At 72.0% G+C, this 22,904-nt stretch carries 19 protein-coding genes; 15 read left to right on the top strand and 4 right to left on the bottom strand.

Translation table 11 applies throughout. The features are described from left to right. Positions 1-10 precede the first annotated feature (10 nt). The 4 genes from ABNF97_RS04240 to ABNF97_RS04225 all read left to right on the top strand — a co-directional run bounded on the left by ABNF97_RS04240 (position 11) and on the right by ABNF97_RS04225 (position 4,737). A complete protein-coding gene (locus ABNF97_RS04240) occupies positions 11-1,255 on the top strand; it encodes a TolB family protein (RefSeq protein WP_349337708.1) in 1,245 nt (414 codons plus the stop codon). 254 nt (positions 1,256-1,509) lie between these two features. Further along, on the top strand, positions 1,510-2,502 hold the full coding sequence (locus ABNF97_RS04235; protein ID WP_349337707.1) for a DUF6528 family protein: 993 nt from the start codon (positions 1,510-1,512) through the stop codon (positions 2,500-2,502). A 57-nt stretch (positions 2,503-2,559) separates the two neighbouring features. After that, on the top strand, positions 2,560-3,072 hold the full coding sequence (locus ABNF97_RS04230) for an NfeD C-terminal domain-containing protein (protein ID WP_349337706.1): 513 nt from the start codon (positions 2,560-2,562) through the stop codon (positions 3,070-3,072). A 135-nt stretch (positions 3,073-3,207) separates the two neighbouring features. Then, complete coding sequence (locus tag ABNF97_RS04225) at positions 3,208-4,737, top strand: flotillin family protein (RefSeq protein WP_349337705.1); 1,530 nt, start codon at positions 3,208-3,210, stop codon at positions 4,735-4,737. A 426-nt stretch (positions 4,738-5,163) separates the two neighbouring features. Here the strand turns inward: ABNF97_RS04225 and ABNF97_RS04220 are convergent, their stop codons facing one another. Next, positions 5,164-5,790 (bottom strand): hypothetical protein, encoded by a 627-nt coding sequence (locus ABNF97_RS04220; protein WP_130461263.1) that lies wholly within the window; start codon positions 5,788-5,790, stop codon positions 5,164-5,166. Between the two features lie 102 nt (positions 5,791-5,892). Here ABNF97_RS04220 and ABNF97_RS04215 point away from each other — a divergent pair, with 102 nt between their 5' ends. Both ABNF97_RS04215 and ABNF97_RS04210 read left to right on the top strand, forming a co-directional pair. Further along, a complete protein-coding gene (locus ABNF97_RS04215) occupies positions 5,893-6,246 on the top strand; it encodes an Rrf2 family transcriptional regulator (RefSeq protein WP_502930438.1) in 354 nt (117 codons plus the stop codon). Continuing rightward, positions 6,243-6,794, top strand: a complete 552-nt coding sequence (locus ABNF97_RS04210; protein WP_349337704.1) for an NIPSNAP family protein — start codon at positions 6,243-6,245, stop codon at positions 6,792-6,794. The genes ABNF97_RS04215 and ABNF97_RS04210 overlap by 4 nt, the downstream gene beginning before the upstream one ends. 20 nt (positions 6,795-6,814) lie before the next feature. Here ABNF97_RS04210 and ABNF97_RS04205 read toward each other — a convergent pair whose 3' ends face one another. Next, a complete protein-coding gene (locus ABNF97_RS04205; protein ID WP_130461260.1) occupies positions 6,815-8,293 on the bottom strand; it encodes a CCA tRNA nucleotidyltransferase in 1,479 nt (492 codons plus the stop codon). A gap of 153 nt (positions 8,294-8,446) precedes the next feature. On the opposite strand from ABNF97_RS04205, the gene murJ reads away from it, so the two are divergent. The 7 genes from murJ (at position 8,447) to ABNF97_RS04170 (ending at position 17,577) form a co-directional block, all read left to right on the top strand. Next, on the top strand, positions 8,447-10,165 hold the full coding sequence (gene murJ / locus ABNF97_RS04200) for a murein biosynthesis integral membrane protein MurJ (protein ID WP_349337703.1): 1,719 nt from the start codon (positions 8,447-8,449) through the stop codon (positions 10,163-10,165). A gap of 501 nt (positions 10,166-10,666) precedes the next feature. After that, a complete protein-coding gene (locus ABNF97_RS04195; protein WP_130461258.1) occupies positions 10,667-12,292 on the top strand; it encodes a protein kinase domain-containing protein in 1,626 nt (541 codons plus the stop codon). Between the two features lie 46 nt (positions 12,293-12,338). Further along, positions 12,339-13,256, top strand: a complete 918-nt coding sequence (gene sigM / locus ABNF97_RS04190; RefSeq protein WP_349337702.1) for an RNA polymerase sigma factor SigM — start codon at positions 12,339-12,341, stop codon at positions 13,254-13,256. Further along, positions 13,253-14,401 carry an RsmA family anti-sigma factor gene (locus ABNF97_RS04185; RefSeq protein ID WP_349337701.1) on the top strand — a complete coding sequence of 383 codons (1,149 nt, stop codon included), beginning with the start codon at positions 13,253-13,255 and terminating at the stop codon, positions 14,399-14,401. Before sigM ends, ABNF97_RS04185 begins: the two co-directional genes overlap by 4 nt. Positions 14,402-14,584: 183 nt before the next feature. Beyond that, entirely contained in the window at positions 14,585-15,541 is a 957-nt protein-coding gene (trxB, locus tag ABNF97_RS04180) for a thioredoxin-disulfide reductase (RefSeq protein ID WP_130465710.1), read from the top strand. A 35-nt stretch (positions 15,542-15,576) separates the two neighbouring features. Next, positions 15,577-15,900, top strand: coding sequence for a thioredoxin (trxA, locus tag ABNF97_RS04175; RefSeq protein WP_130461256.1), 324 nt, complete (start codon positions 15,577-15,579; stop codon positions 15,898-15,900). A 507-nt stretch (positions 15,901-16,407) separates the two neighbouring features. Continuing rightward, positions 16,408-17,577: an N-acetylmuramoyl-L-alanine amidase gene (locus tag ABNF97_RS04170; protein ID WP_130461255.1), complete on the top strand. Its 1,170-nt coding sequence runs from the start codon at positions 16,408-16,410 to the stop codon at positions 17,575-17,577. 80 nt (positions 17,578-17,657) lie between these two features. Here ABNF97_RS04170 and ABNF97_RS04165 read toward each other — a convergent pair whose 3' ends face one another. After that, the gene (locus ABNF97_RS04165) at positions 17,658-18,317 is read right to left on the bottom strand and encodes a GNAT family N-acetyltransferase (protein WP_130461254.1); all 660 of its coding nucleotides are present in this window, start codon (positions 18,315-18,317) and stop codon (positions 17,658-17,660) included. A gap of 489 nt (positions 18,318-18,806) precedes the next feature. Between ABNF97_RS04165 and ABNF97_RS04160 the strand changes: the two genes are divergently transcribed. Together ABNF97_RS04160 and ABNF97_RS04155 are read left to right on the top strand one after the other, a co-directional pair. Next, a complete protein-coding gene (locus ABNF97_RS04160) occupies positions 18,807-20,123 on the top strand; it encodes an aminotransferase class I/II-fold pyridoxal phosphate-dependent enzyme (protein WP_130461253.1) in 1,317 nt (438 codons plus the stop codon). Positions 20,124-20,131: 8 nt separating this feature from the next. Further along, entirely contained in the window at positions 20,132-21,163 is a 1,032-nt protein-coding gene (locus ABNF97_RS04155) for a D-alanine--D-alanine ligase (protein WP_130461252.1), read from the top strand. 140 nt (positions 21,164-21,303) lie between these two features. Here the strand turns inward: ABNF97_RS04155 and ABNF97_RS04150 are convergent, their stop codons facing one another. Then, complete coding sequence (locus ABNF97_RS04150) at positions 21,304-22,260, bottom strand: hypothetical protein (RefSeq protein ID WP_349337700.1); 957 nt, start codon at positions 22,258-22,260, stop codon at positions 21,304-21,306. Positions 22,261-22,904 lie beyond the last annotated feature (644 nt).

Below are 22,904 nucleotides of genomic sequence, written 5' to 3'. Positions count from 1 at the left end.
AGGCACTGCGATGAGCGAGCGTGCGGATCGGCTGCTGCGGGAGGCCGTACGCGAGTTGGCCGGCAGCCCACACCAGCCGCCGGACCTCGCGGCCACCGCCATGGTGGCGGGGCGGCGGATGCGCCGACGCCGGCAGGCGGTCGCGATGGCAGCGGCGGCCGTCGCGATCGGCGCCATCGCGGCACCGTACGTCTGGCTCCGGCCCGACCCGCGGCCACCGGCCCTGTCGGTCGGCGGGCCACCGGCGGCGACCACGCCGGCGAGTCCGCCGACCCGGATGCCGCCGACGCCAACGCCGACGGCGTCGGGGGACTGGCGCGACGGGCCGGTGGAGTTGCCCGGCGGGGCTCTGCTGCTGACTGCCGACTCGCCCCGGCAGCCAGGCCCGACCTGGGTATACGACTCCGAGCGGCGCCGCTACGTCAGCGTCCCGGCCAGCTACACGTCGGTACGGGCGTCCGCGCGGTTGCCGGTGGCCGCGGTACGCCGTACCGACCGCCCCACCGAGATCGGGCTGTACGACCTGACGACCGGCAAGCCGCAGTGGTTCCGGACCGGCAGCATGGTCATGGCCGTGGAGTGGTCGCCGGACGGGCGACGACTGCTGGCTACGCTCCGGGACGAGGAAACCGGGATCTACTCGATCGGGCTGCTCACCGCCGACGGGGCAGCCGTGGAGTACTACCCGCTCAAGACGCGTCCGACGGGCTGCCTCGGTCTCTGCCGATTCACCTGGCTGCCGAACGGCCGGGAGGTGGCGCTGCCGCTGACCGAGCGGGTCTTCGATTCCCGGGAGGGCAACCGGCCCAGACAATCCGGTATACAGCTCTTCGCCGCCGACGACGGCATGCCGACCCGCTTCCTGCCGGTCGAGGGTGCCGTCGCCAGTTCGGCGGCGTGGTCGCCGGACGGCTCGCTGGTGGTGGTCTCCAGGTCCTCGATGTGGGAGGACGGCGGCGGACCGGCGGCACGGGCCGGCGGAAAGCCGGCGGCACAGGGTGGTGGAAAGCCGGCGGCGGCGGGCGGCGGGGAACTGGCGGCGCAGGTTGTCTCGACGAGCACCGGGAAGGTGGTGCGGCAACTGCCGAGCGCCGACGTGACGTGGGTCGGGACCGACCTCCTGCTCTATCTGGACACGTCTCGGCCCGGCACGCTCACCGCGGTACTCGTCGATCCGGCCGGTGTCGAGCGCAAGCGGGTCGAGCTACCGGCGGAACTGGCCGCGAGCTACGAGATCACGATCGCCGCGAGGTGATCGTCGGGTAACGATCCGGTACAGACGCCCCGGATCCGGGAGGTTCTCCGCCCCGATCTCGATTGCGAACGGCTACTGTCGCACGGACGTCCGGCCCGGGTGGCCGCGGTGAACCAGGCCCCGATCCGCTGCCACCCGCCGGCGTCCAAGCTATGAAGAATTTTTTCTTCCACGGGAGCATCGACAGAGGTTATTGTCGAGCCGATGTCCGGCCGGTCAGACCGGCGACACCGGCAACCCCTCGGAGGACCCCCATGCGCAGGGCCATCCTGGCAGCTCTTGTCACGGTCGCGGTCAGCACCACCGTCGGCGTCGGCACCGGCGGGCCGGCCGCCGCGGCCGACGACTACTACCTGGCCACGACCGAGCAGGTCAGCAACCGGGTGCTGGTCTGGAACCGCAACGTCGCCTGGACCGACGCCAACCTGTACTGGCAGTTCGACCCGGGAACCACCAGCGGCGCCTGGCAGAACCTCTCCGGGGTGCGGATCCGGGCCACCTCCGCCTTCGGCACCGTCGCGCTGGTGACCGCGTCCGGCGGCCGGGCGGCGATCATCGACGTGAAGAGCGGCCAGCCCCGGGCCACCACCGCCGACATCCTGTGGCAGGCCACCCCGGGCGGCAACCCGCACGCGATCGAACGGATCCCGGACAACGGCTCGATCATCGTCGCCAGCTCCGGCGGCACGCTCAAGCTGTACGCGCCGACCGCGATCAGCAAGCCCAGCACACTCGCCCTGGTCCAGACCATCTCGCTGCCCGGGGCGCACGGGGTGCTCTACGACCCGACGTACAAGTACCTCTGGGCGATCGGCCAGGGAAAGCTGGTGTCCTACAAGGTCAACGGGACGTACCGGAACACCCGGCTGGCGGCGACCGGGACCGCGATCAACCTGGGTACGTACACCAACTCGGACGGGGTGACGAAGCCGAACCTCGGGCATGACCTGCAACCGTCGTACACCGATCCGAACACGCTCTTCATCACGCACACCACCGGCGTCTACTCGGTCGACACCAGCAGCCGCACCCTGACCAGCATCTCCGCTACGACCCGGGTGAAGGCGTACGTCAACCAGGCTCCCGGCGGCGAGCGTGCCTGGGTACGCGCCGACAACACCGGCTCGAAGACCTGGGGCAGCCCGTCCGTGCAGTTCTTCGACTCCACCGGTACCGCGACCGAGACGAAGACCCGGTCGGGCGCGGAGTTCTACAAGGTCCGTAACTGGACGACCGCCTTCGAGTGACGGCGTGACCGCCACGGCACTCCGGAGGGCTTGCTTCTGACAGCTACCTTTCAGGTCGTGGCAGCGGGGACTCTGGTATTCCTCATCATCGGCGGGTCCGGTGTCGCGGTGCTCGCGCTGGCACTGCTCGGCACCGAACTCGTCCACATCGGAAATCCTGACGTCGACGGTCCGATCAGCCTGGAGGCGATCGCCGGGTTCGCCGGCGTACTCGGCTTCGGCGGAGCCGTCGCCAACGAACTGCTCGGTGGCCGTACTCTCGGCCAGGTCGCTGGCGCGGCCGGTCTGGGCGCGCTGGCCGCGGTCCCGGCCGCCTGGCTGGCGGCCCGGATGTCCCGGGCGGCCCGCAACATGCGGACGGACGCCACCCCGACCCGCAACGACCTCGTCGGGGCCTTCGGGGTGGTGGTCACCCCGATCCCCAGTGCCGGCTACGGCGAGGTGCGGGTCCGGGTGGGCGGCCAGCCGGTGAAACTCAACGCCAGGGCCGAGCGGCCGATAGCGCTCGGCGCGCAGATCTTCGTCGTCGAGGCGCTGACCGAGACCAGCGTCCTGGTCGAGACCTACTGACTCCGGGCCGGGTCCCCGACGACGATCGCCGCCGCCGGGACATCGGCGCCAGACCCCGGCACGCCACATCCACCACCCCCGAACCCCGGCGGTCGACCACGCACGCCAACCCCCAATCCGAAATGGACGGTACCCATGCTGATCCTCGTCGCCATCGGCGGAGCGGTGCTCCTGGTCCTCATCCTGGTCATGTTCGTGCTCTCCCGGATCAAGGTCGCCGGGCCGAACGAGGCGTTCATCGTCACCGGCCGCAAGGGCCGTACGACGCAGGGCGCCGACGGCAGCCGCTCCACCGACATGTCCGGGCAGAAGGTCGTACTCGGCGCCTCGGTCTTCGTCCTGCCGGTGGTGCAGAAGCTCCAGTCGCTCGACCTGTCCAGCCGGCGGATCGACGTCAGCATCAAGGGTGCGGTCAGCAAGCAGGGAATCCGGGCCGAGCTGCACGGGGTCGCGATCGTCAAGGTCGGCGGCACCGAGGACGCGATCCGCGCGGCCGCGCAGCGGTTCCTGCACCAGCAGGACGAGATCGAGAGCTTCACCCGCGAGGTGCTGGCCGGAGCGCTCCGCTCGATCGTCGGGCGGCTCACCATCGAGGAGATCATCCGGGACCGGGCGGCCTTCGCCAGCGCGGTCGCCGAGGAGGCCGAGCACTCGATGACCAACCAGGGTCTGGTGCTCGACACCTTCCAGGTGCAGGACATCCTGGCCGAGGGCTCCTACCTCCAGGACCTGGGCCGGCCGGAAGCCGCTCGGGTGCTCAAGGACGCGGCCATCGCCGAGGCCCGGGCCCGGCAGGTCGCCGAGCAGGAGCGGCTGCTCGCCGAGGAGGCGATCGCCGAGGCGAACCGGAACCTGGCGCTGAAGCAGGCCGGCATCCAGGCCGAGATCGACGCCGCCAAGGCCAAGTCCGCGGCCGCCGGCCCGCTGGCCCAGGCAGAGCGGGACCAGGCGATCCTCACCGAGCAGCAGAAGGTCGCCGAGCGCAACGCCGAGCTGAAGCAGCGCCAGCTCGACACCGAGGTCCGCAAGCCGGCCGACGCGGCCCGGTACAAGGTCGAGCAGGAGGCGGAGGCCGCCCGCAACGCGGCGGTGCTGGCCGCCGACGCCGAGCGGCAGGCCACCATCGCCGCCGCGCAGGCGGTAGCCGAGCAGGCCCGGCTGACCGGTGAGGGCGAGCGGGCCCGCCGGGCGGCGCTGGCCGAGGCGAACGCGATCGAGGGTGCCAAGGAGGGCGAGGCCGAGCAGCGGCGGCGTACCGCCATCGCCGACGCGGTCGAGCGGGAGGGTCAGGCGGAGGCGGCGGCGATCCTCGCCCGGGGCCAGGCCGAGGCCGAGGCGATGTCCCGCAAGGCGGAGGCATTCTCGGCGTACGGCGAGGCGGCCGTGCTCGACCTGCTGGTCAAGGTACTTCCCCAGGTGGTCGAGGCGGCCAGCGCCCCGGTCAGCGCGATCGACAAGATCACGGTGATCTCCACCGACGGCGCCTCCTCGCTGACCAAGTCGGTGGCGGCGAACGTGGCCCAGGGGCTCCAACTCGGCAGCGACCTGACCGGGGTCGACCTGGCCGGGCTGCTCGCCCGGCTCGGTGCGGCCCGTGGCGGTGCCGACCAGGTCGTCGACGGCACGCTGACCAACGGCGGCAAGGCGGTCGAGTCGAAGAGCTGACCTGACGACGTTCCACCCCGGCCCGGCTCCGGAGTTGCCGCTCCGGTGCCGGGCCGCCTGCTGTCCCGGGCCGGGGTGCTACTGGAGGTCGAGCAGGAACGGCGCGCCGGGGCAGGTGAGGCAGACGAAGATCGCAGCGAGCCCCAGCGTCCGACGGTCACGCCTGTCGGCCCCGAAGCGAACCGGTCCGCCGGCTCGTCGTCCGGACGGGGCCGCTCGACCGGACGCCATCGGTCCCGGGTCCCGCCGTCGTACTCGCCGGAGGCGACGACCAGGGCCAGCAGCGTCGGGCCGGCGCACTCCGGGCACGGGGTCGGGATCGGGTCGGTGAGGCTCCAGTTGGCGCACCCGCCGACCTTCCAGCCCGGTGCCACGAAGGTGTCGACGTAGTCTCCGCCGGCCTCCTCCCAGTCGTCTCTGGGCTCCCTATTCCGAGCGGGCGTACAGGGTGGTGAAGACCAGGGACTTCTGGGTCAGCCGGTCGTCGGTACAGGTGTAGTTCGACGGGGCGGTCGAGGCGGTGAACGCGCGCCACGGTCCGGGCGTACCGGCGCCGACCCGGAGCCGCACCTCGGCGGCGGAGCGTACGTCCCGCAGTTCGATCCGGTCACCGGCGAGCGCGTAGCGGTAGTCGACCCTGCCCCGCAGTTCGAGCACGACCTCCTGGCCCGCGTGACTGCTGGTGAAGGCGGTGCCGCTGCCGTAGTCGGCGATCCCGGCGCCACCGGCGCTGAGCGAGAGCGTCGACCCGGCGCCGCCGGTGAAGCGCAGCCGGCCCACCTCGGGCACGTCCACCTGCTCGTCGTGCAGGGTCACCCGCCAGGTGCCGACCAGGCAGCCATCGGTGATCGGTGCGCCGCTCGGCGTACTCCGAGCCGGCGGGGTGCCGCCGGTGCCGGTGGCCGTCGGGCCGGTGCCGGCCGGATCCCCCGACCCGCCGTTCTGGATGACCAGCACGAGCACGATCGCGACGACGAGGGCCACCAGCGTCGACGCCAGCGCCACCATCGGTACCAGGAAGGAGCGGTCGCCCGGTCTACCCGAGACGGCCACGATCACCTCCCCGCCTGTCGTACGCCGGATAGGACGGTATCGGAGTGGGCGCGGCAGCCGAACCATCCGTTCCGGCATTGACTCGACCAGGTCGCCGCGAGCGTGCGGACCAACCCGGTGGTCATCCGGCGGAGTCTCGGTGACCTCCGGCGGGCCGGGCTGGTCACCGTGCGGCACGGCGTCGGGGCGGGCTGGCGTCTGGCCCGACCGCCGCACGAGATCACCCTGCTCGACGTGTACGCCGCGGTCGAGCGGGAGCCGCTGTTCGCCCTGCACCACGGCGAGCCGAACCTGGAGTGCCCGGTCGGCAGGGGCATCCGGCCGGCCCTCGGACGGTTCTACGGCGACGTCGACCAGGCGCTGCGCCGGCAACTCTCGGGTACGTCGATCGCCGACGTGCTGGACGAGACCCTGAAGACGGAACCGGACGGCACTCTGGAGACGGGGCGGGAATGAACGAGGTACGCCACCCGGTCGTGGAACTCCGGCAGTACACCCTGCACCGCGGCGGGCGCGACGTGCTGGTCGACCTCTTCGACCGCGAGTTCGTCGAGTCGCAGGAGGCGGCCGGGATGGCGGTCGTCGGGCAGTTCCACGACCTGGCGGACCCGGACCGCTTCGTCTGGCTCCGGGGATTCCCCGACATGCCCCGCCGGGCCGCAGCACTGCACGAGTTCTACGGCGGCCCGGTCGACCCGGCGTTCACCGACCTCTTCCACCAGCGGATCCGGCCGCTGCTCGCCGAGACCGGCGCCGCACCCGTCGCCTGCCTGTCGACCGAGTACGCCGAGAACACCTTCCCGGACCTGCCGGTACACACCGGGGAACACGTCGTCTGCTGGCTCACCCGGTTCACCGACGCCGGGCAGTTCGACGACCACCTCCGGCGCCTGGACGGGTCTGCCCGCTGGCGGGACGAGGTGCTGCCCGCGCTGTCCGCCGCGCTCAGCTCGCCACCGCGACAGTTGCGGCTGGCCCCGACGGCCCGCTCGGCGCTGTGCTGACCGTGCGGAAACAGCGGCGGTCACTCGGTGACGCCCTGCTCCCGGGCCCAGCGCAGCAACTCGGCCTCGGCCTCGTCCCGGTCCAGCGGGCCACGCTCCAGGCGCAGTTCCTTCAGGAACCGCCAGGCCCGACCCACGACCGGCCCCGGCCCCACGCCGAGCAACTCCATGATGGCGTTGCCGTCGAGGTCGGGGCGGACCCGGGCGAGGTCCTCCTCGGCCTGGAGGCGCGCGATCCGCTCCTCCAGCGCGTCGTAGTCGGCGGCCAGCGCGGCGGCCTTGCGGCGGTTCCGGGTGGTGCAGTCGGAGCGGGTCAGCTTGTGCAGCCGGGGCAACAGGTCACCGGCGTCGGTGACGTACCGGCGAACCGCCGAGTCGGTCCACTCGCCGCGCCCGTACCCGTAGAACCGCAGGTGCAGCCCGACCAGCGCGACGACCTGGCCGATCACGTCCTTCGGATAGCGCAGCGCCTTCATCCGCTGCTTGGTCAGCCGGGCGCCGACCACCTCGTGGTGGTGGAAGCTGACCCGGCCGTCCGGCCCGACCGCCTTGGTGGCCGGCTTGCCGACGTCGTGCATCAGCGCGGCCATCCGCAGGACGAAGTCGCAGCCCTCCTCCTCCAGCCGGACCGCGTTGCCCACCACGATCAGGGTGTGCTCGTAGACGTCCTTGTGCTGGGCGTGCTCGTCGATCTCCAGCTTCAGCCCGGACAGCTCCGGCAGGAACCGGTCGGCGAGGCCGGTGTCGACCAGCAGCCGCAGCCCGGTGATCGGATCGGCCCCGCAGAGCAGCTTGGTGAACTCGTCCCGGATCCGCTCGGCGGTGATCCGGTCGAGGTCGGCCGCCATCGCCCGCATCGCCGTTCGGACCTCCGGCGAGACGGCGAAGCGCAGTTGCGCGGCGAACCGGGCCGCCCGGAGCATCCGCAGCGGATCGTCCCCGAACGACTCGGCGGGGGTACCGGGGGTCCGGATCACCCGGTCGGCGAGGTCGGCCAGGCCGCCGTGCGGGTCGGTGAACTCGTGCCCGGGCAGGCTGACCGCCATCGCGTTGACGGTGAAGTCGCGGCGCCGCAGGTCGTCGGCGAGGTCGGTGCCGTACCGGACGACCGGGTTGCGGCTGCGCTGGTCGTACGACTCGGCCCGGAAGGTGGTGATTTCCAGCCGCAGCCCGTTCCGCTGGGCGCCGATCGTGCCGAACTCGCGCCCGGTCTCCCAGGTCGCCTCGGCCCAGCCCTTGAGCAGCCGCAGCGTCTCGTCCGGGTGGGCGTCGGTGGCGAAGTCGAGGTCCTCGCCGAGCCGGCCCAGCAGGGCGTCCCGGACCGAGCCGCCGACCAGGTGCAGCTCGTGACCGGCCCGGCCGAACCGGCGGCCCAACTCGTCGGCGACCGGCGAGACGCGGAGCAGTTCGGCGACGGCGTTGCGCTGGGCAGCGCTCAGGGCCGACCGGCTGGTGGACGGCGGCGCGGCGGCGCTGTTCGGGGCGGATGTTTCGGACATGGGATCGCCAGCGTACTGAACCGTCCGGCACCGGCTGGCGCCGGGCACGCCGGCCGGACCGGTGACTCGGTCGGGCGGGTGGAAGACCGGATTGACTAAGGTTCCAACAGTGCCGGTGGGTGTCCTGCCCGCCGTACCCCTTGGGAGGCTGACATGGCTGGCGGGCTGTACCGCAGCGCGAACGCCATGCCCGACGGCGTCCCACCGCCGCAGGACGGCGCCACGCTGATCTCCGCGCAGCCGGTCCTGGAGAGCACCGCGCCGCCGCCGGAGACCGCCGGCAGCGCCGCCGGGAACAGCGCGATCATGGCGATCGGCAGCCTGGTGAGCCGGGGTACCGGCTTCCTGCGCACCCTGATGGTGACGGCCGCGCTCGGCGCCTTCGCGGTCAACGACGCGTACGCCACCGCCCTGATCATCCCGCAGATGGTCTACGAGTTCCTGCTCGGCGGCATCCTGACCAGCGTGCTGGTGCCGGTGCTGGTACGCCGGCGCCGGGTCGACCCCGACGGCGGCCAGGCGTACGCCCAGCGTCTGCTGACCCTGGCGGTGCTCGCCCTCGGCGTGGCCGCAGTGCTGGCCATCCTGGCCGCCCCGATCCTGACCGAGATCGTCGCCGGTGGCCGGGGCGACGACTACCAGAGCCTGGTCACCGCACTCTCCCGGCTGCTGCTGCCGATCATCTTCTTCTCCGGGCTGAGCGCGCTGGTCGCCGCGGTGCTCAACACCCGCGGGCACTTCGCGGCGCCGATGTGGACACCGATCCTCAACAACCTCGTCATCATCGCCGCCTGCGCGCTCTACATCGCCATCTACGGCGCCCGGGTCCTGGAGCCGGCCGAGCTGGGTCCGGGTCGGATCCTGCTGCTCGGCGGCGGCACCCTGCTCGGCATCGTGGTCCAGGCCGGCGGCCTGCTGCCGGCGCTGCGCCGGGTCGGCTTCCGCTGGCGGTGGCGGTTCGACTTCCGGGAGCTGGGCCTGCGCGAGCTGGGCCGGCTCGGCGGCTGGATGTTCTGCTACGTGGGGGTCAACTCGCTCGGCCTGGTCGTGCTCTTCAACCTGCTCAACCGGGTCAAGGGCGAGACCGCCGGCCCGGCCATCTACAACAACGTCTTCCTGCTGCTGATGATGGCGCACGGCATCATTGCGGTCTCGATCATCACCGCCCTGATGCCCCGGATGAGCGCCGCCGCCGCGGACGGCCGCTTCGAGGACATGGCGGCCGACGTGTCCCGCGCGGTCCGCACCGTCACCGCGGTACTCGCGCCGATCGCGGTCTGCTACGCCGTACTCGCCGAACCGATCGCGGTCAGCCTCTTCGACTACGGCGCGGCCCGGGGGGACGCGGGCGCGATCTCGCCGGTACTGCTGGTCGCCGCGCTGGCGCTGATCCCGTTCGCGGTCAGCCAGGTCTTCACCTTCGCGTTCTGGGCGCTGCCGGACACCCGGATGCCGGCCCTGATCAACGTCCCGGTCGTCCTGCTCCGGATCCTGGTGCAGGTGCTCGTCTTCGCCGCGTTCTCCATCTCGGTACTCGCCTCCGGGATGATGTTCGGCAACGCGGTCTCGTACGTCGCCGCGGCGGTGATCTCCGCCTGGTTGCTGCGCCCCCGGATCGGCCGGATCGGCCTGGCCGGAATGGTCAACACCTTCGGCCGGGTGCTGGTGGCGGCCCTCGGCGCGGCCCTGGTCGGCCTGCTCGTGGTGATCCTGCTGCCGGGTTCGGCGCTGGAGAACCGGTGGCTGGGCTTCCTGGAGGTGGCGATCGGTGGAGCGGCGATCGGGGCCACCTACCTCGGTCTGGCGCTGCTACTGCGGATCCAGGAGATAACCACGGTGGTCGGCATGGTCCGGCGCCGGCTCGGTCGGTGAACCGCCGATCGGTCGGGGTACGGGCTGGGGACGTACCTGTGGAAACCCGACGAGGCATGCTCGGGATCGCTATGCACAGGCTGTGGACAACTCTGCCGGGATCGGCTGCCGGTGCCACTGCGCGGGTTGGCGACCACCCGGATGCTGTCGGCGCAGGGCATCCGGCATACTTCCGGCGCACGGGGGAAGGTGCCGGGTGTACGCCGACGCCCCGGACGACGAAGGTGCCGGGTGGAGGCGGCGGGCCGGCACACCGACCCGGTAGCAAATTGGTGAAATCAACCTATAACTTGCCAAAGCACGGCCGAAAAGCTGGCTGACAGCGGGCGATCCAACAAGCTTCCCGACACATCGGCCCAGCAGGTCGGCGCACGGCCGCAAGATGACGTGTCGGGGATCAGTCAGACCCGGGTAAGGTCGCTCTCGACGGGTGCGGCGAGCGCCTAGGCTAGGAGTGCCGGTGGCCGTCCGATTTCCTTCGAAGGCGGAGCGGGAAGCCAGATGCCTAGCAGCACGGGTCCATCGATCGACACGATCACCGAGGGAGGACGGGTGACCCAGGTCGGCGAAGGTCAGGAGGCGGACGAAGCGGCTCCGTCCGTGATGACCTTCGGTGCCCCCGCCGTCGGTGAGATCCTGGCCGAGCGGTACGAACTTGCCGAACACATCAACGACGACAGCGCGGGCCGGCAGGTCTGGCGCGGTGTCGACGTCGTGCTGCGCCGACCGGTCGCCGTGGTGCTGCGCTACCCCGGCGGCGACTCGGCGAAGGAGATGCTCCAGGCGGCGGTGGCGGCCAGCCGGGTGATCCACCCCAACCTGGTCGGTGTCTACGACGCGATCGACGAGGAGGACCGGGCGTACGTCGTCCGCGAGTGGGTGGACGGACACTCCCTGCGCGAACTCGTCGCCGACGGGGTACTCGACCCGGCCCGGGCCACCAGCATCGCGCATGCCGTCTCCGGGGCCATCGCCGCCATCCACGCCACCGGCATGGTGCACGGCAACCTGCACCCCGGCACCGTGATGGTCGGCGACGACGGCCGGGTGGTGCTCGCCGACGCGCGTACCGACGGCGCGGACACCCCGGAAACCGACGTACGGGCGGTCGGCGGCGTCCTCTACTACGCGTTGACCGGCCACTGGCCGCACGCCGAGGCGTCCCTCACCGCCGGTTCGACCCGGCGGTCCCGCTCGCCGCTGCCGGACGCCGTCCGCGACGCGAGCGGCACCATCGCGGCCCCCCGGCAGGTCCGGGCCGGTGTACCCGCCTACCTCGACGACCTCACGATGGACCTGCTCGACCCGCAGCTCGCGGTGCCGTCCTCGGACGTCCTCGCCGCCGAGTTGGGCCGGCTCGACGCCGCCGCCGAGGAGCACTACCTCGACAGCGGACCGCTCCGCTTCACCTCCGGCGACGACGGTGGCCCCGACCTGCCGACTCCCAGCAACCGCCGGATGCTGATCGGGATCGCGGCCCTGCTGGTGGTCGCGCTGGTCGGGCTCTCGCTCGGCATCAACGCACTGGTCGGCGGCTCGGACCCGAGCGGCGGCCAGGCCGCGCCGACCCCGAGCGCCGGGGCCAGCACCGAGCCGGCGGTCGCCGGTGACCCGGAGCCACCGGCCGCTCCTCCACGCAAGCTCGACATCAGGGCCGACCAGGTCCGGGTGATCGACCCGGACGGCGACCGGACCGAGCTGAAGGGCGTGGAGAAGGTCGTCGACGGCGACGCCAACGAGGGCTGGAAGACCGACACCTACCGGAACAAGTCGAACTTCGGTAACACGAAGGCCGGGATGGGCATCCTGATCAATCTGGGCGAGCCCCGCGAGGTCACCAGCGTGCAGGTGGACTTCTCCGAGAGCGGTGTCTCCGCCGAGCTGCGCTCGGGCAGCAGGGACTTCCCGGCGACCTCCAGCGGCGACCGGGACCTGGTCGAGGCGTTCAGCAACCGGATCGGCCACGCGTACGAGAAGACCGACAGCACCAGAGTCTTGTTCAGCCAGTTCGTACCCGGGCAGAAGTACCAGTACCTGATGCTGTGGATCACCGACCTGCCGGAGACCGAGCCGGGTGCCACCCGGTGGAAGGTCGGTGTCCAGGAGATCACGGTCCAGAGTCGGTGACCTGCCGTTCATCCCAGCGCGTGCGTGATTCGGCTATCGTGCGGCCATGACCGGCGGGTTGGGCCCCGACGCTGCCGGCCGCGCCGGGTCACCCGCCGCCCGTCCATGGGCGCCGACCGACCCCGCCCGGCCGACGGGTCCGACCGTGGGTGACGCCGGGGCGACCGGGCCGCAGTTCGAGGGCCGGAGCCGCCGTACGCCCCGGCCGGTCGGCTCAGCCCAGCCCGACCCGACCGGCCACTCCGACGACGCGGCACTGCTCCGGGCGCACGTCGACGGTGACCCGGACGCCTTCGCGACCCTCTTCCACCGGCACCGGGACCGGCTCTGGGCGGTGGCGCTGCGTACGGTGAACGACCGGGAGGAGGCGGCGGACGCCCTCCAGGACGCCCTGCTGTCGGCACACCGCTCCGCGGCCCGGTTCCGGGGCGAGGCCGCCGTCACCACCTGGCTGCACCGCATCGTGGTGAACGCGTGCCTCGACCGCATCCGCCGTCGGCAGGCCCACCCGACCGTGCCGCTGCCGGACAGCACCCGCCCGTCCGACTCCGCGCGCTGGCAGGGCGGCGTCGAGCCTGCCGCCCCGGTCACCGACCACGACACCACGCTCGTGGTGCGGCAGGCGCTCGCGGAACTTCCGGTCGAGCAACGGGCCGCGCTGGTGCTGGTGGACCTGCAGGGCTATCCGGTCGCCGAGGTGGCCGAGATCCTCGGTGTCGCCGAGGGCACCGTGAAGAGCCGGTGCGCCCGGGGTCGAGCCCGGCTCGCCGTCCTGCTCGGGCACCTCCGGCCGGCGGGAAGCGGCCGTGATCCCGCGCCGAGCCCCAGGGTGCCCTCCGTCACCGGTGGGAACCTCGGCTCCGGCGGCGGCGTCCGATCGGAATCGATCCGGCGCGGAGCGAGCAAGCAGGTGACATCGGACCGGCGCGCCGGCCGGGTCGACCAGGACCAGGAGGAATCGTGACCGGGGGCCAGTTCGGGGAGGTCGATCTCGACCTGCTGGCCGACTATGTCGGTGGCGCGCTGGACGGTACCCCGGAGCAGGTCGAGGTCGCCCGGCTGATCGAGCAGGACCCGGCCTGGGCCGAGGCACACACCAACCTCACCGCCGGGCTCGACGCGGTACGCCTCGACCTGGCGGGCTGGGCCGCCGACCCGACCCCGATGCCGGCCGCGGTGCTCGACCGGCTCACCTCGGCGCTGGCCGGCGCGACCGTGCCCCGCACCGACGACCCGACCGCCGGGAGCACTCCGGTCACCGACCGCACGGACCAACCGCTCGCCGGCACCGAGCCGGGTGCCGTCACCCGGTCCGGTGCCGGCCCGGACGCCGGGCTCGGATCGACGGGCGGCGCCGGCACGGGCGGGCCGACGCGTCCGGCCGGGCGGCCCCGTCGACAGCTGTCGACCCGGCCGGCCCGGTCGGGTGGTGGCCCCGGTCGACCGGGTCGGCGGCGGCGCTGGGCGCGACGGCTGGCCGGTCCGGTCCTGCTCGCTACCGTGGTCGTCGGATTCGCCGGGTTCGCCGTCCGGGGTCTCGTCGACGGCGGCGTCGGCGCCCGTGACGACTCCGCGAGTACGGCGTTGAACTCCGGCGAGGACGCCGCCGCACCGCAGATCCTCGGCTCCGGCCCGCCCCGGACGGTGGTCGAGCCCTCCGCCGAGCGGGTCCTCTTCACCGGCACCGACTACACCCCCGACTCGCTCCCGGACACCGTCTCCGAGCTGACCGAGCAGGCCGCCTCGACCGGGGCGCCCACCCGGTCCACGCCGCCGGCCCGCAGTCCCGATCCGGCCCGGCAGGACGCCGACCGGAGCCCGGCGACCGCCGCTTCGTCGTGTTGCCAGCCGATGGGCACCCCCGGCGGTTCGCTGCAGCGGCTGGCCGACCGGTCGGTCCTCGCCGCCTGCCTCGACGCGATCGCGGTGGCCCACGCCCAGGGCCCGGTCGCGGTCGACCTGGTGGACTACGCCACCTTCCAGGGCCGGGCCGCGCTCGTCGTCGTCTTCACCGACGGGTCCGGGACGCGCTGGGCCTGGGTGACCGGTCCGGCCTGCGGTTCACCCGGCGCCGGTGCGGACCTCACCTACCAGAGCCGGGTAGGGTGAATCAACACCTCATCGGCTGTTTCGTCGACGCAGTGACATGACCCACCGGATGACCGGCTCGGGAATCCCCGGTTCGTACGATGACGTTCTGGCTTGCAGGTGCCGGTGCCGTACGTGGCCGGCGCTCGGACCGCCGTCGGCGCCTGGCGCTGGTGGCGCAGAGAGACACATCGGGAGACGGCAGTGGACGAGGTCCGCAACCTGATCATCATCGGCTCTGGGCCGGCCGGTTACACCGCGGCGATCTATGCCGCGCGCGCCAACCTGAAACCGCTGGTCATCGAGGGTGTGCAGTCCGGTGGTGCCCTGATGACCACGACCGAGGTGGAAAACTTCCCCGGCTTCGCGGACGGCATCATGGGCCCGGAGCTGATGGACGCGATGCGCAAGCAGGCAGAGCGGTTCGGGGCCGAGTTCGTCACCGACGACGTGACCCGGGTCGAGCTGGTCGACACCGGTGTACCGGCCTCCGGGGCGGCGAGCACGGCGTACGTGGGTGAGACGGCGTACCGGGCGAAGGCGGTCATCCTGAGCACCGGTTCGGCCTGGCGGCCGCTGGGTGTGCCGGGCGAGCAGGAGTACCTCGGCCACGGCGTGTCGTCCTGTGCCACCTGTGACGGCTTCTTCTTCCGGGGCCAGGAGATCGTGGTGGTCGGCGGTGGTGACTCGGCGATGGAGGAGGCGACCTTCCTCACCAAGTTCGCCAGCAAGGTGACGATCGTGCACCGCCGCGACGAGTTCCGGGCCAGCAAGATCATGGCGGACCGGGCGCTGGCCAACGACAAGATCCACGTCGAGTGGAACAGCGTGGTCGAGGAGGTGCTCGGCTCCGACGGCAAGGTCTCCGGGGTACGCCTGCGCAACGCGCACACCGGCGAGGCCAAGACGCTCGACGTCAACGGAGTCTTCGTGGCGATCGGCCACGACCCGCGCAGCGAGCTCTTCCGGGGCCAGATCGAGCTGGACGACAACGGCTACGTCAAGGTCGACTCACCGAGTACCCGGACCAACATCCCCGGGGTGTTCGCCGCCGGCGACCTGGTCGACCACACCTACCGCCAGGCGATCACCGCGGCCGGTACCGGTTGCGCCGCCGCGCTCGACGCCGAGCGGTTCCTCGCAACGCTCGCGGAAGACTGAATCCCAAAGCACGAAGCAACCCCCGAGGAGGACTAGTGGGAGCAACAAGCGCCGTCACGGATGCCAACTTCGCCAGTGACGTGCTGCAGTCCGATACGCCGGTACTTGTGGACTTCTGGGCCGAGTGGTGCGGGCCGTGCCGCAAGGTCGACACCCTGCTGGAAGAGATCGCCGGCGAACTGGGGGACAAGGTCCGGATCGTCAAGCTCAACATCGACGACAACCCGGAGACCGCCCGTGCCTACCGGGTGCTGTCGGTGCCGACCCTGACGATGTTCAAGGGCGGCGAACCCGTTCAGTCCATCGCAGGTGCCCGCCCGAAGAGCGACCTGATCAAGCTCATCGAGACTGCTCTGTAACGCAGGTCATCGCCACGCCGATGCGCCCGCCCCCGGATCCCCCGGAGGAGGGCGCATCGGCGTCTTCGGCCGCCGCGCCGACCCCGGCGACAAGCTCGGCATGCTCGACGAGATCCACCCGCCCCGGTTGAACCGAGACCCGAGACCCGGGCGCCGGTCGCCGGCCACCGGTCGCTAGCCGGTCGCCGCGTGTCACGGATCAGGCGGCAATCGGCTCCGGCATGCGTCCGGGCCCGGCGGAACGGGTATATCCGCAGCTCGACGGCGAGTTTGCCGGATGCCGTACGGTCAAGGACGGGCGTGCTCCGGAGCGCCACGGTACGCTCCGGAAGCGTTCCTCCGCGCGTCGGCGGGCCGGCGCGACCGGGCCGGACCCGTCGAGGCGGTTCCGCCTGGGCCGCCCGGAGGAGCGACGAGCCGTCCGCCGCCGGACCGGCCGCAGGGGCCGATCCGGCACACCGCCCGGCAGCCGGGCAGTCAGCCGCAGGTACGCAGAGGAGGTTGTCCGTGCGTCCGATCCGACGCGGTGACCGGGGACGTGCGGTCACCGAGATCCGAGCCGTTCTCGTCGGGCTGAGCCTGCTGCCCGCCGGTGGGCCACCCGGCGCCGACGAGTTCGAGGCGGAGACCGAACGCGCGGTACGCGCCTTTCAGCAGGACCGTGGGCTCAGCGTCGACGGCCAGGTCGGCCCGGAGACCTGGCGGGCGCTGGACGCGGCCCGGTGGCGCCTCGGCGCCCGTACCCTCTACCAGGCGATTCCCGACCCGCTGATCGGCGAGGACGTTCGGACGCTGCAGGAGCGCCTGCTCGAGATGGGCTACGACGTCGGCCGCGCCGACGGCGTGTACGGCGCCCGGACGGCCCGCGCGGTCGCCCAGTTCCAGCGTGAGGTCGGGCTGCCCCCCGACGGTGCCTGTGGCCCGCAGACGATGAACGCGCTGCGCCGGCTCGGCCGCAAGGTGGTCGGCGGCCGGCCGACCCTGCTCCGGGAGGCCGACGCGTTCCGCCAGTCCGGTCCGAACCTGGTCGGCAAGGTCATCGTGATCGACCCCGGTCACGACCCCTTCGATCCCGGATTCGTGGTCCAGGACGGCGCGTTGCGGTGGACCGAGGCGGACCTCGCCTACGACCTCGCCGCCCGGCTGGAGGGCCGGCTCGCCGCCGCCGGCATGCGGGTGCACCTCACCCGGGGCCCGGCGCCGGCCGCGCCGCTGGCCGATCTCACCCGCGCCGACCTGGCCAACGAACTCGGCGGCGACCTGCTCATCTCGCTGCACATCGACGGGCACGTCAACCCGGAGGCGGACGGGGTCGCCACCTACCACTACGGCACCGCCAACGGCGTGACCTCAAGCGTCGGTGAGCGGCTGGCCGGGCTCGTCCAGCGGGAGATCGTGGCCCGGACCGGGCTGCGCGACTGCCACACCCACGCGAAGACGTGGGAGCTGCTCAGGCTGACCCGGATGCCGGCGGTACGCGTCGACGTCGGCTACCTCACCTCGCCGGCCGACCGGGCGCGGCTGGTCGATCCCCGCTTCCGGGACCGGGTCGTGGACGCCATCGTCGCGGCGGTGCAGCGGATGTACTTCCCGGTCGAGGAGGACGTGCCGACCGGTTCGATCGACGTCAGCGAGCTGCGGGCGATGGTCGCCGCCGGGTCCGCCGCCCCCGACTGACGCCGCAGGCCCCGGTCGGTGCGTCCGTGAACCGGGTTCGCCTTCATCGTGGTTGGTGCGGGCTGTGAACCGGAGGCCCGTCAGCCGGCGGCCGAGCGGGTGGCGGGGCGTACCGGCCGGAGCAGCCCTTCGGGGCTCATCGAGCCCAGCAGCTTCTCCAACGCGTACTCGACGTCGGACTTCCAGGACAGCGCGGTACGCAGCTCCAGCCGGAGGCGGGGAAAGCGCGGATGCGGGCGTACCGTCTTGAAGCCGACGGAGAGGAAGTAGTCGGCAGGGGCGACACAGCCGCCAGCGCCCTCGCCGGCGTCGCCGAACTTGGCGTCGCCGAACGCCTCGATCGCCTTGATGCCCCGCTTGGTCAGGTCCCGTGCGACCCCCTGCACGAGCATCCGGCCCAGCCCGCCACCGGCGAAGGCGGTGATGATGTGTGCCGTGGTCAGCAGTGCGGCGTCGGCCGAGACCGGAGAGGTGGGGAAGGCCATCGACCGGGGAACGTAGGCCGGCGGGGCGTACATCACGAATCCGGCGGGCATACCGTCGACGTATGCCAGCTTTCCGCAGGAGCCCCATTCGAGCAGCGTCTGCGAGACCCATGCCTCCTTCTCCAGGCCGGGATCGCCTGCCTCGCGGGCCCGCTCGGCCGCCACCGGATCCAGCTCCCAGTAGACGCACCGGCGACACGGCGTGGGCAGGTCTTCGAGAGTGTCGAGGGTCAGACTGACCAGACGTCGCGACATCGGCGCATCCCCACAAATCATCCTGGAGGCCCAAAGACGCAAAATATCGCCATCTCCGGCCCCTACCCCCAACGAGCGATCGTACGCCGGAACCGCCCGGCTCGGGAGGGTACAGGTCGACTACCCACCGTTCCACCCGGTCAGCCGGTGAACCGGGCAGGTCAACCGGTCCGACATGTGGACGGGCCACTGGGCCGAAGGGCTTGATGGGGTGATCCGGATTACCATCGAACGACGAGCGCCAGCCGGCGGTGTTGCCGGCCAGCCCTCCGCCCCCGCCCGCAGGGCGGAGTCCGGCGGACCAGACGGCGAGCGGGCGCGGCGTTCGAGGTGCCGAGGGCACCGGGGCAGGACCTGACGACCAGGTTCGCCGAATGCGGTTGACCTGGTTCGCTGAATGCGGTTCGGTGACCGTCCCGGCGGGAACGGCCGTCATGGGCAGGCACAGCGAGTGGGCAGGCACGACGAGCGCAGCGAGGAGGCACCGGCATGACCGGTACGACGCTGGACGACTACACGGACCGCTATGCCCGACGGGTACGCGGGATGACGGCATCGGAGATCCGAGCCCTGTTCGCCGTCGCCAGCCGTCCGGAGGTCGTCTCGTTGGCCGGCGGCGCTCCGTACATCGCCGCGTTGCCGCTGGACGCGGTCGGCGAGATGCTCAACAAGCTCGCCGCCGACCAGGGGGCGAGCACCCTGCAGTACGGCATCGGCCAGGGCGCGCCGGAACTGCGGGAGCGGATCTGCGAGGTGATGGCGCTCTCCGGCATCGACGCCGGCTGCGGCGCCTCCCCGGAGGACGTGGTGGTGACGGTCGGCGGGCAGCAGGCGCTGGACCTGATCGCCCGGCTCTTCCTCGATCCCGGCGACGTCGTACTCGCCGAGGGGCCCACCTACGTCGGCGCGCTCGGCGTCTTCCAGAGCGCCCAGGCCCAGGTGGTGCACGTACCGATGGACGCCGACGGCCTGATCCCGGAGGCGCTGGAGCTGGCTATCGCCGACGTCGCCCGCTCGGGCCGGCGCGCGAAGTTCCTCTACACGATCCCGACGTTCCAGAACCCGACCGGGGTGACGCTCACCGAGGAACGCCGGGAGCGGGTGCTCGACATCTGCGAACGGGCCGGCCTGCTGGTGGTCGAGGACGACCCGTACGGCCAGCTCGGCTTCGACCGCGAGGCGCCGGCACCGCTGCGGGCGCGCCGTCGGGACGGCGTCTTCTATCTGAGCACCTTCTCCAAGACCTTCGCGCCCGGGCTGCGGGTGGGCTGGATTCTCGCTCCACACGCCGTGCGCGACAAGCTGGTCATCGCCAGCGAGGCGCAGATCCTCTGCCCCAGCGCGTTCGCCCAGGCGGCCGTCACCACCTATCTGTCGACGATGCCGTGGCGGGAGCAGCTCAAGACCTACCGTGAGGTCTACCGGGAACGCCGGGACGCTCTGCTCGACGCGCTGGCCGACTACATGCCGGCCGGCACGAGCTGGACCGAGCCGGGTGGCGGGCTGTTCGTCTGGGCGACGCTGCCGGACGGTCTGGACGCCAAGGCGATGATGCCGCGGGCCATCGCCGCCCGGGTCGCCTACGTCCCCGGCACCGGCTTCTACGCCGACGGTACGGGGGCGGGCCACATGCGGCTCAACTTCTCCTTCCCGCCCCCGGAGCGGATCCGCGAGGGTGTGCGCCGGCTGGCGACCGTGATGGAGCAGGAGACCGCGATGCGCGAGGTCTTCGGCGCCGTCGGCGCCCCGTCCCGGCGCCGTCGTGGGCAGGCCGGCGCGGATGTGCCGGGTCCCGACTTGGCATGATCTCCGGCATGAGTACGCACTCTGCCGACGATCCACTCCAGGCCGCCGAATGGCCGGACCCCGTACCTCACGATCCTGCGCCGGAACTACGCGTCCTGGTACTCGCTGGCGGACTCTCGTACGAACGGGACGTGTCGCTGAAGTCCGGTCGGCGGGTGCTCGACGCGCTCCGCTCGGCCGGTGTGGAGGCGGAGCTCCGGGATGCCGACGTCTCGCTGCTGCCGTTGCTCCGGGACGATCCCCCGGACGCGGTGGTGATCGCCCTGCACGGGTCGACCGGGGAGGACGGCTCGCTGCGCGGCGTACTCGACATCTGCGACGTGCCGTACGTCGGCTGTGACGCCCGGTCGTCCCGGCTGGCCTGGGACAAGCCGTCGGCGAAGGCGGTGCTCCGCGAGGGCGGCATCCCCACCCCGGACTGGGTGGCGCTGCCGCACGACCGGTTCTCCGAACTCGGCGCGGTGGCGGTGCTGGACCGGATCGTCGACCGGCTCGGGCTACCACTGATGATCAAGCCTGCCCAGGGCGGCTCGGGGCTCGGCGCCGCCGTGGTCCGGGATCCGGCCGCGCTGCCTGCGGCGATGGTCGGCTGTTTCGCGTACGACTCGACGGCGCTCGTCGAGCGCTACGTGCCCGGAATGGATGTGGCGGTCTCGGTGGTCGACCTGGGCGACGGCCCGCGTGCGCTGCCCGCCGTCGAGATCGTCCCCCGGAACGGGGTCTACGACTACGCCGCCCGCTACACGGCCGGGCTCACCACGTGGCACGCACCGGCCCGGCTGTCGGCAACCGCGGCGGCCCGGGTCGCGGAGACCGCTCTCGCGGCCCACTCCGCCCTCGGACTACGCGACCTGTCCCGGGTGGACCTGATCGTCGACGAGGACGACCGACCGCACGTACTGGAGGTCAACGTCTCGCCGGGCATGACCGAGACCTCGTTGCTTCCGCTCGCCGTCGGCGCCGCCGGACTCGACTTCGGTGGGCTGCTCCGCACACTGGTCGTCCGCGCCTCTCAGCGCCGTACCCTCGGCCGTCCCTGAGCTGAGCCGCTCGCCCGGCCGGCCTTCTCGGCGGCCTTCACCATCGCCGCGGGTCGCCGGCCGCGCCCGCTGGGGTACGGGGCGGGCGCGTGTGCGCGGCGACGATTCGGCGGCCTGGTTTGGCCAAGTGATGGCGTGTCTCAGGTCGATGGCCGGATGGCAGGGCCCGGCAAGGGTCCGCCGCCACCCGTTAGGCGTTCGGAGACGAGCCCCGGTACGCCCGGCTGGCCGGACCCGCCCTGGGGTTCGCGGCGGGTGGCCGGACCGGGATCCCCGGTCGAGGCCGTGGCCTCGGTTCCTCCCGGCTCTGCCTCCGGCTCCGGCCCTGCCTCCGGCTCCGGCCCTGCCTCCGGGGCCGGCTCTGCCTCCGGGGCCGGGTCGGGCTTCGGGTCCGGCATTGTCGGGGTAGTCGGGGCCGGAGTGCTGGGCTCGGCTGCTGCTGGTTCTTCCGCGGCTGCTCCGGTGGCCGGGGTGGTGGCTCGCTGCACGGCCCCCTGCTGAGCCAGGCTCGACGGCGCCTGCCACTGGATGCGGGGCGGCTCGGCCAGCGGACGTCCACCGAACTCGGCGAGCCAGGCGGCCACCAGCGCCAGGTTCTCCCGCCACTGTGCCTCGGGGATCGGGGGCAGGATGTGGTCCCACAGGGACAGGAAGGTGCCGCGCAACTGGAGCCGCCCGTACGGCCGCGCCAGGAACCAGAGGTGCAGGTGTGCGGCACCGTCTCCCCAGCGATTCACGTGAACCCGGGCGACCCCGTCCAGGGACCGCACGGCCCGCTCAAGCCGTACCGTCATCACCCCGAGTTCGGCAGCGAGCAGGTTGGGCAGGTCGCCGAGGTCCAGATGCGAGCGTGATTCGAGGATCAGCACCATCGGCAGGCCGGTCGGCCGGTCCATGGCGCGTACTCGCCAGCGTTCACTGACCCAGATATAGGCCTCGTCGGGAGCATTGCAGGAATGGCATTCGCCGGAACCCTCGCCCTTGCGCGGCGGCTCGACCGCTACGGGCTCGTCGAGGTGCTTGACCCGGAACTCGCCTTCGAAGGGGAACGAAGGCCACCTGGTGAAGTCTGGTACAGCGGGAGGGGTGTGGGGCACGACGCTGACCCTAACCGAGTTCGGGACCGGTGTCCCTACCCTGTTTTGGCTGCCGATCACCGGCCGGTCGGCGCCGGATTCGAGCGCCGTCAGCCGCTCTTCGTCCGGCGGGCGGCGGGATCGGACCGCTCGACTACGTCAACATCGGAACGGTTCCCGAGGTGTGGCTCCGCCGCCTGGATCCGGGATCGTCCGGCGGTCGAGGTGGACGCACGGACACGGCGCGGAGAGAGCCGTACGTCTCCCGAGACGCGCCGATTCCTGAGGCATCCGCCACCCGGCTGGGGGCAATCTCAGCGAATTTCACCGCCGTCATCCACAGGCCAATACCGCGTTCCACGCGCTGTTTCACGTGAAACGAGGGGTGCCTGTGGACAACGCCTGTGGATTACCAGGCGCCGTCTCGGGCGCAGTACCCACCATGGATTGGATCGATGTCCCACGCCGAGAACGGAGTAGGCGATGCCGGTCTGCGTGGGCACAGATCCGCCAGCCTTTCGGTCCCCCGGGTAGCGCCCTTTCTTGTCGGCGTGCCCCTGTCAGGCAGCGGCGGGTGCGACTCGCAGACCTGTCTGGCCCGACGGCCCGACAGCCCGACGACAGCGCCCTCGGCCGTGCGGTGCGGTTGCCGTTCCGGCGGCCAA

This window comes from Plantactinospora sp. B6F1 (assembly GCF_040120695.1).
In the GTDB taxonomy this organism is placed as follows: domain Bacteria; phylum Actinomycetota; class Actinomycetes; order Mycobacteriales; family Micromonosporaceae; genus Plantactinospora.
Note: the sequence above shows the minus strand (reverse complement) of the source record. Positions and strands in the feature narration are given on the sequence as shown.

Coding starts and splice junctions, on each gene's coding strand:
- sigM (WP_349337702.1), top strand. CDS start 12,339: ATGACCGGCGGGTTGGGCCCCGACGCTGCCGGCCGCGCCGGGTCACCC.
- ABNF97_RS04160 (WP_130461253.1), top strand. CDS start 18,807: ATGACCGGTACGACGCTGGACGACTACACGGACCGCTATGCCCGACGG.
- ABNF97_RS04240 (WP_349337708.1), top strand. CDS start 11: ATGAGCGAGCGTGCGGATCGGCTGCTGCGGGAGGCCGTACGCGAGTTG.
- ABNF97_RS04155 (WP_130461252.1), top strand. CDS start 20,132: ATGAGTACGCACTCTGCCGACGATCCACTCCAGGCCGCCGAATGGCCG.
- murJ (WP_349337703.1), top strand. CDS start 8,447: ATGGCTGGCGGGCTGTACCGCAGCGCGAACGCCATGCCCGACGGCGTC.
- ABNF97_RS04205 (WP_130461260.1), bottom strand. CDS start 8,293: ATGTCCGAAACATCCGCCCCGAACAGCGCCGCCGCGCCGCCGTCCACC.
- ABNF97_RS04210 (WP_349337704.1), top strand. CDS start 6,243: ATGAACGAGGTACGCCACCCGGTCGTGGAACTCCGGCAGTACACCCTG.
- ABNF97_RS04235 (WP_349337707.1), top strand. CDS start 1,510: ATGCGCAGGGCCATCCTGGCAGCTCTTGTCACGGTCGCGGTCAGCACC.
- ABNF97_RS04195 (WP_130461258.1), top strand. CDS start 10,667: ATGCCTAGCAGCACGGGTCCATCGATCGACACGATCACCGAGGGAGGA.
- ABNF97_RS04225 (WP_349337705.1), top strand. CDS start 3,208: ATGCTGATCCTCGTCGCCATCGGCGGAGCGGTGCTCCTGGTCCTCATC.
- ABNF97_RS04165 (WP_130461254.1), bottom strand. CDS start 18,317: ATGTCGCGACGTCTGGTCAGTCTGACCCTCGACACTCTCGAAGACCTG.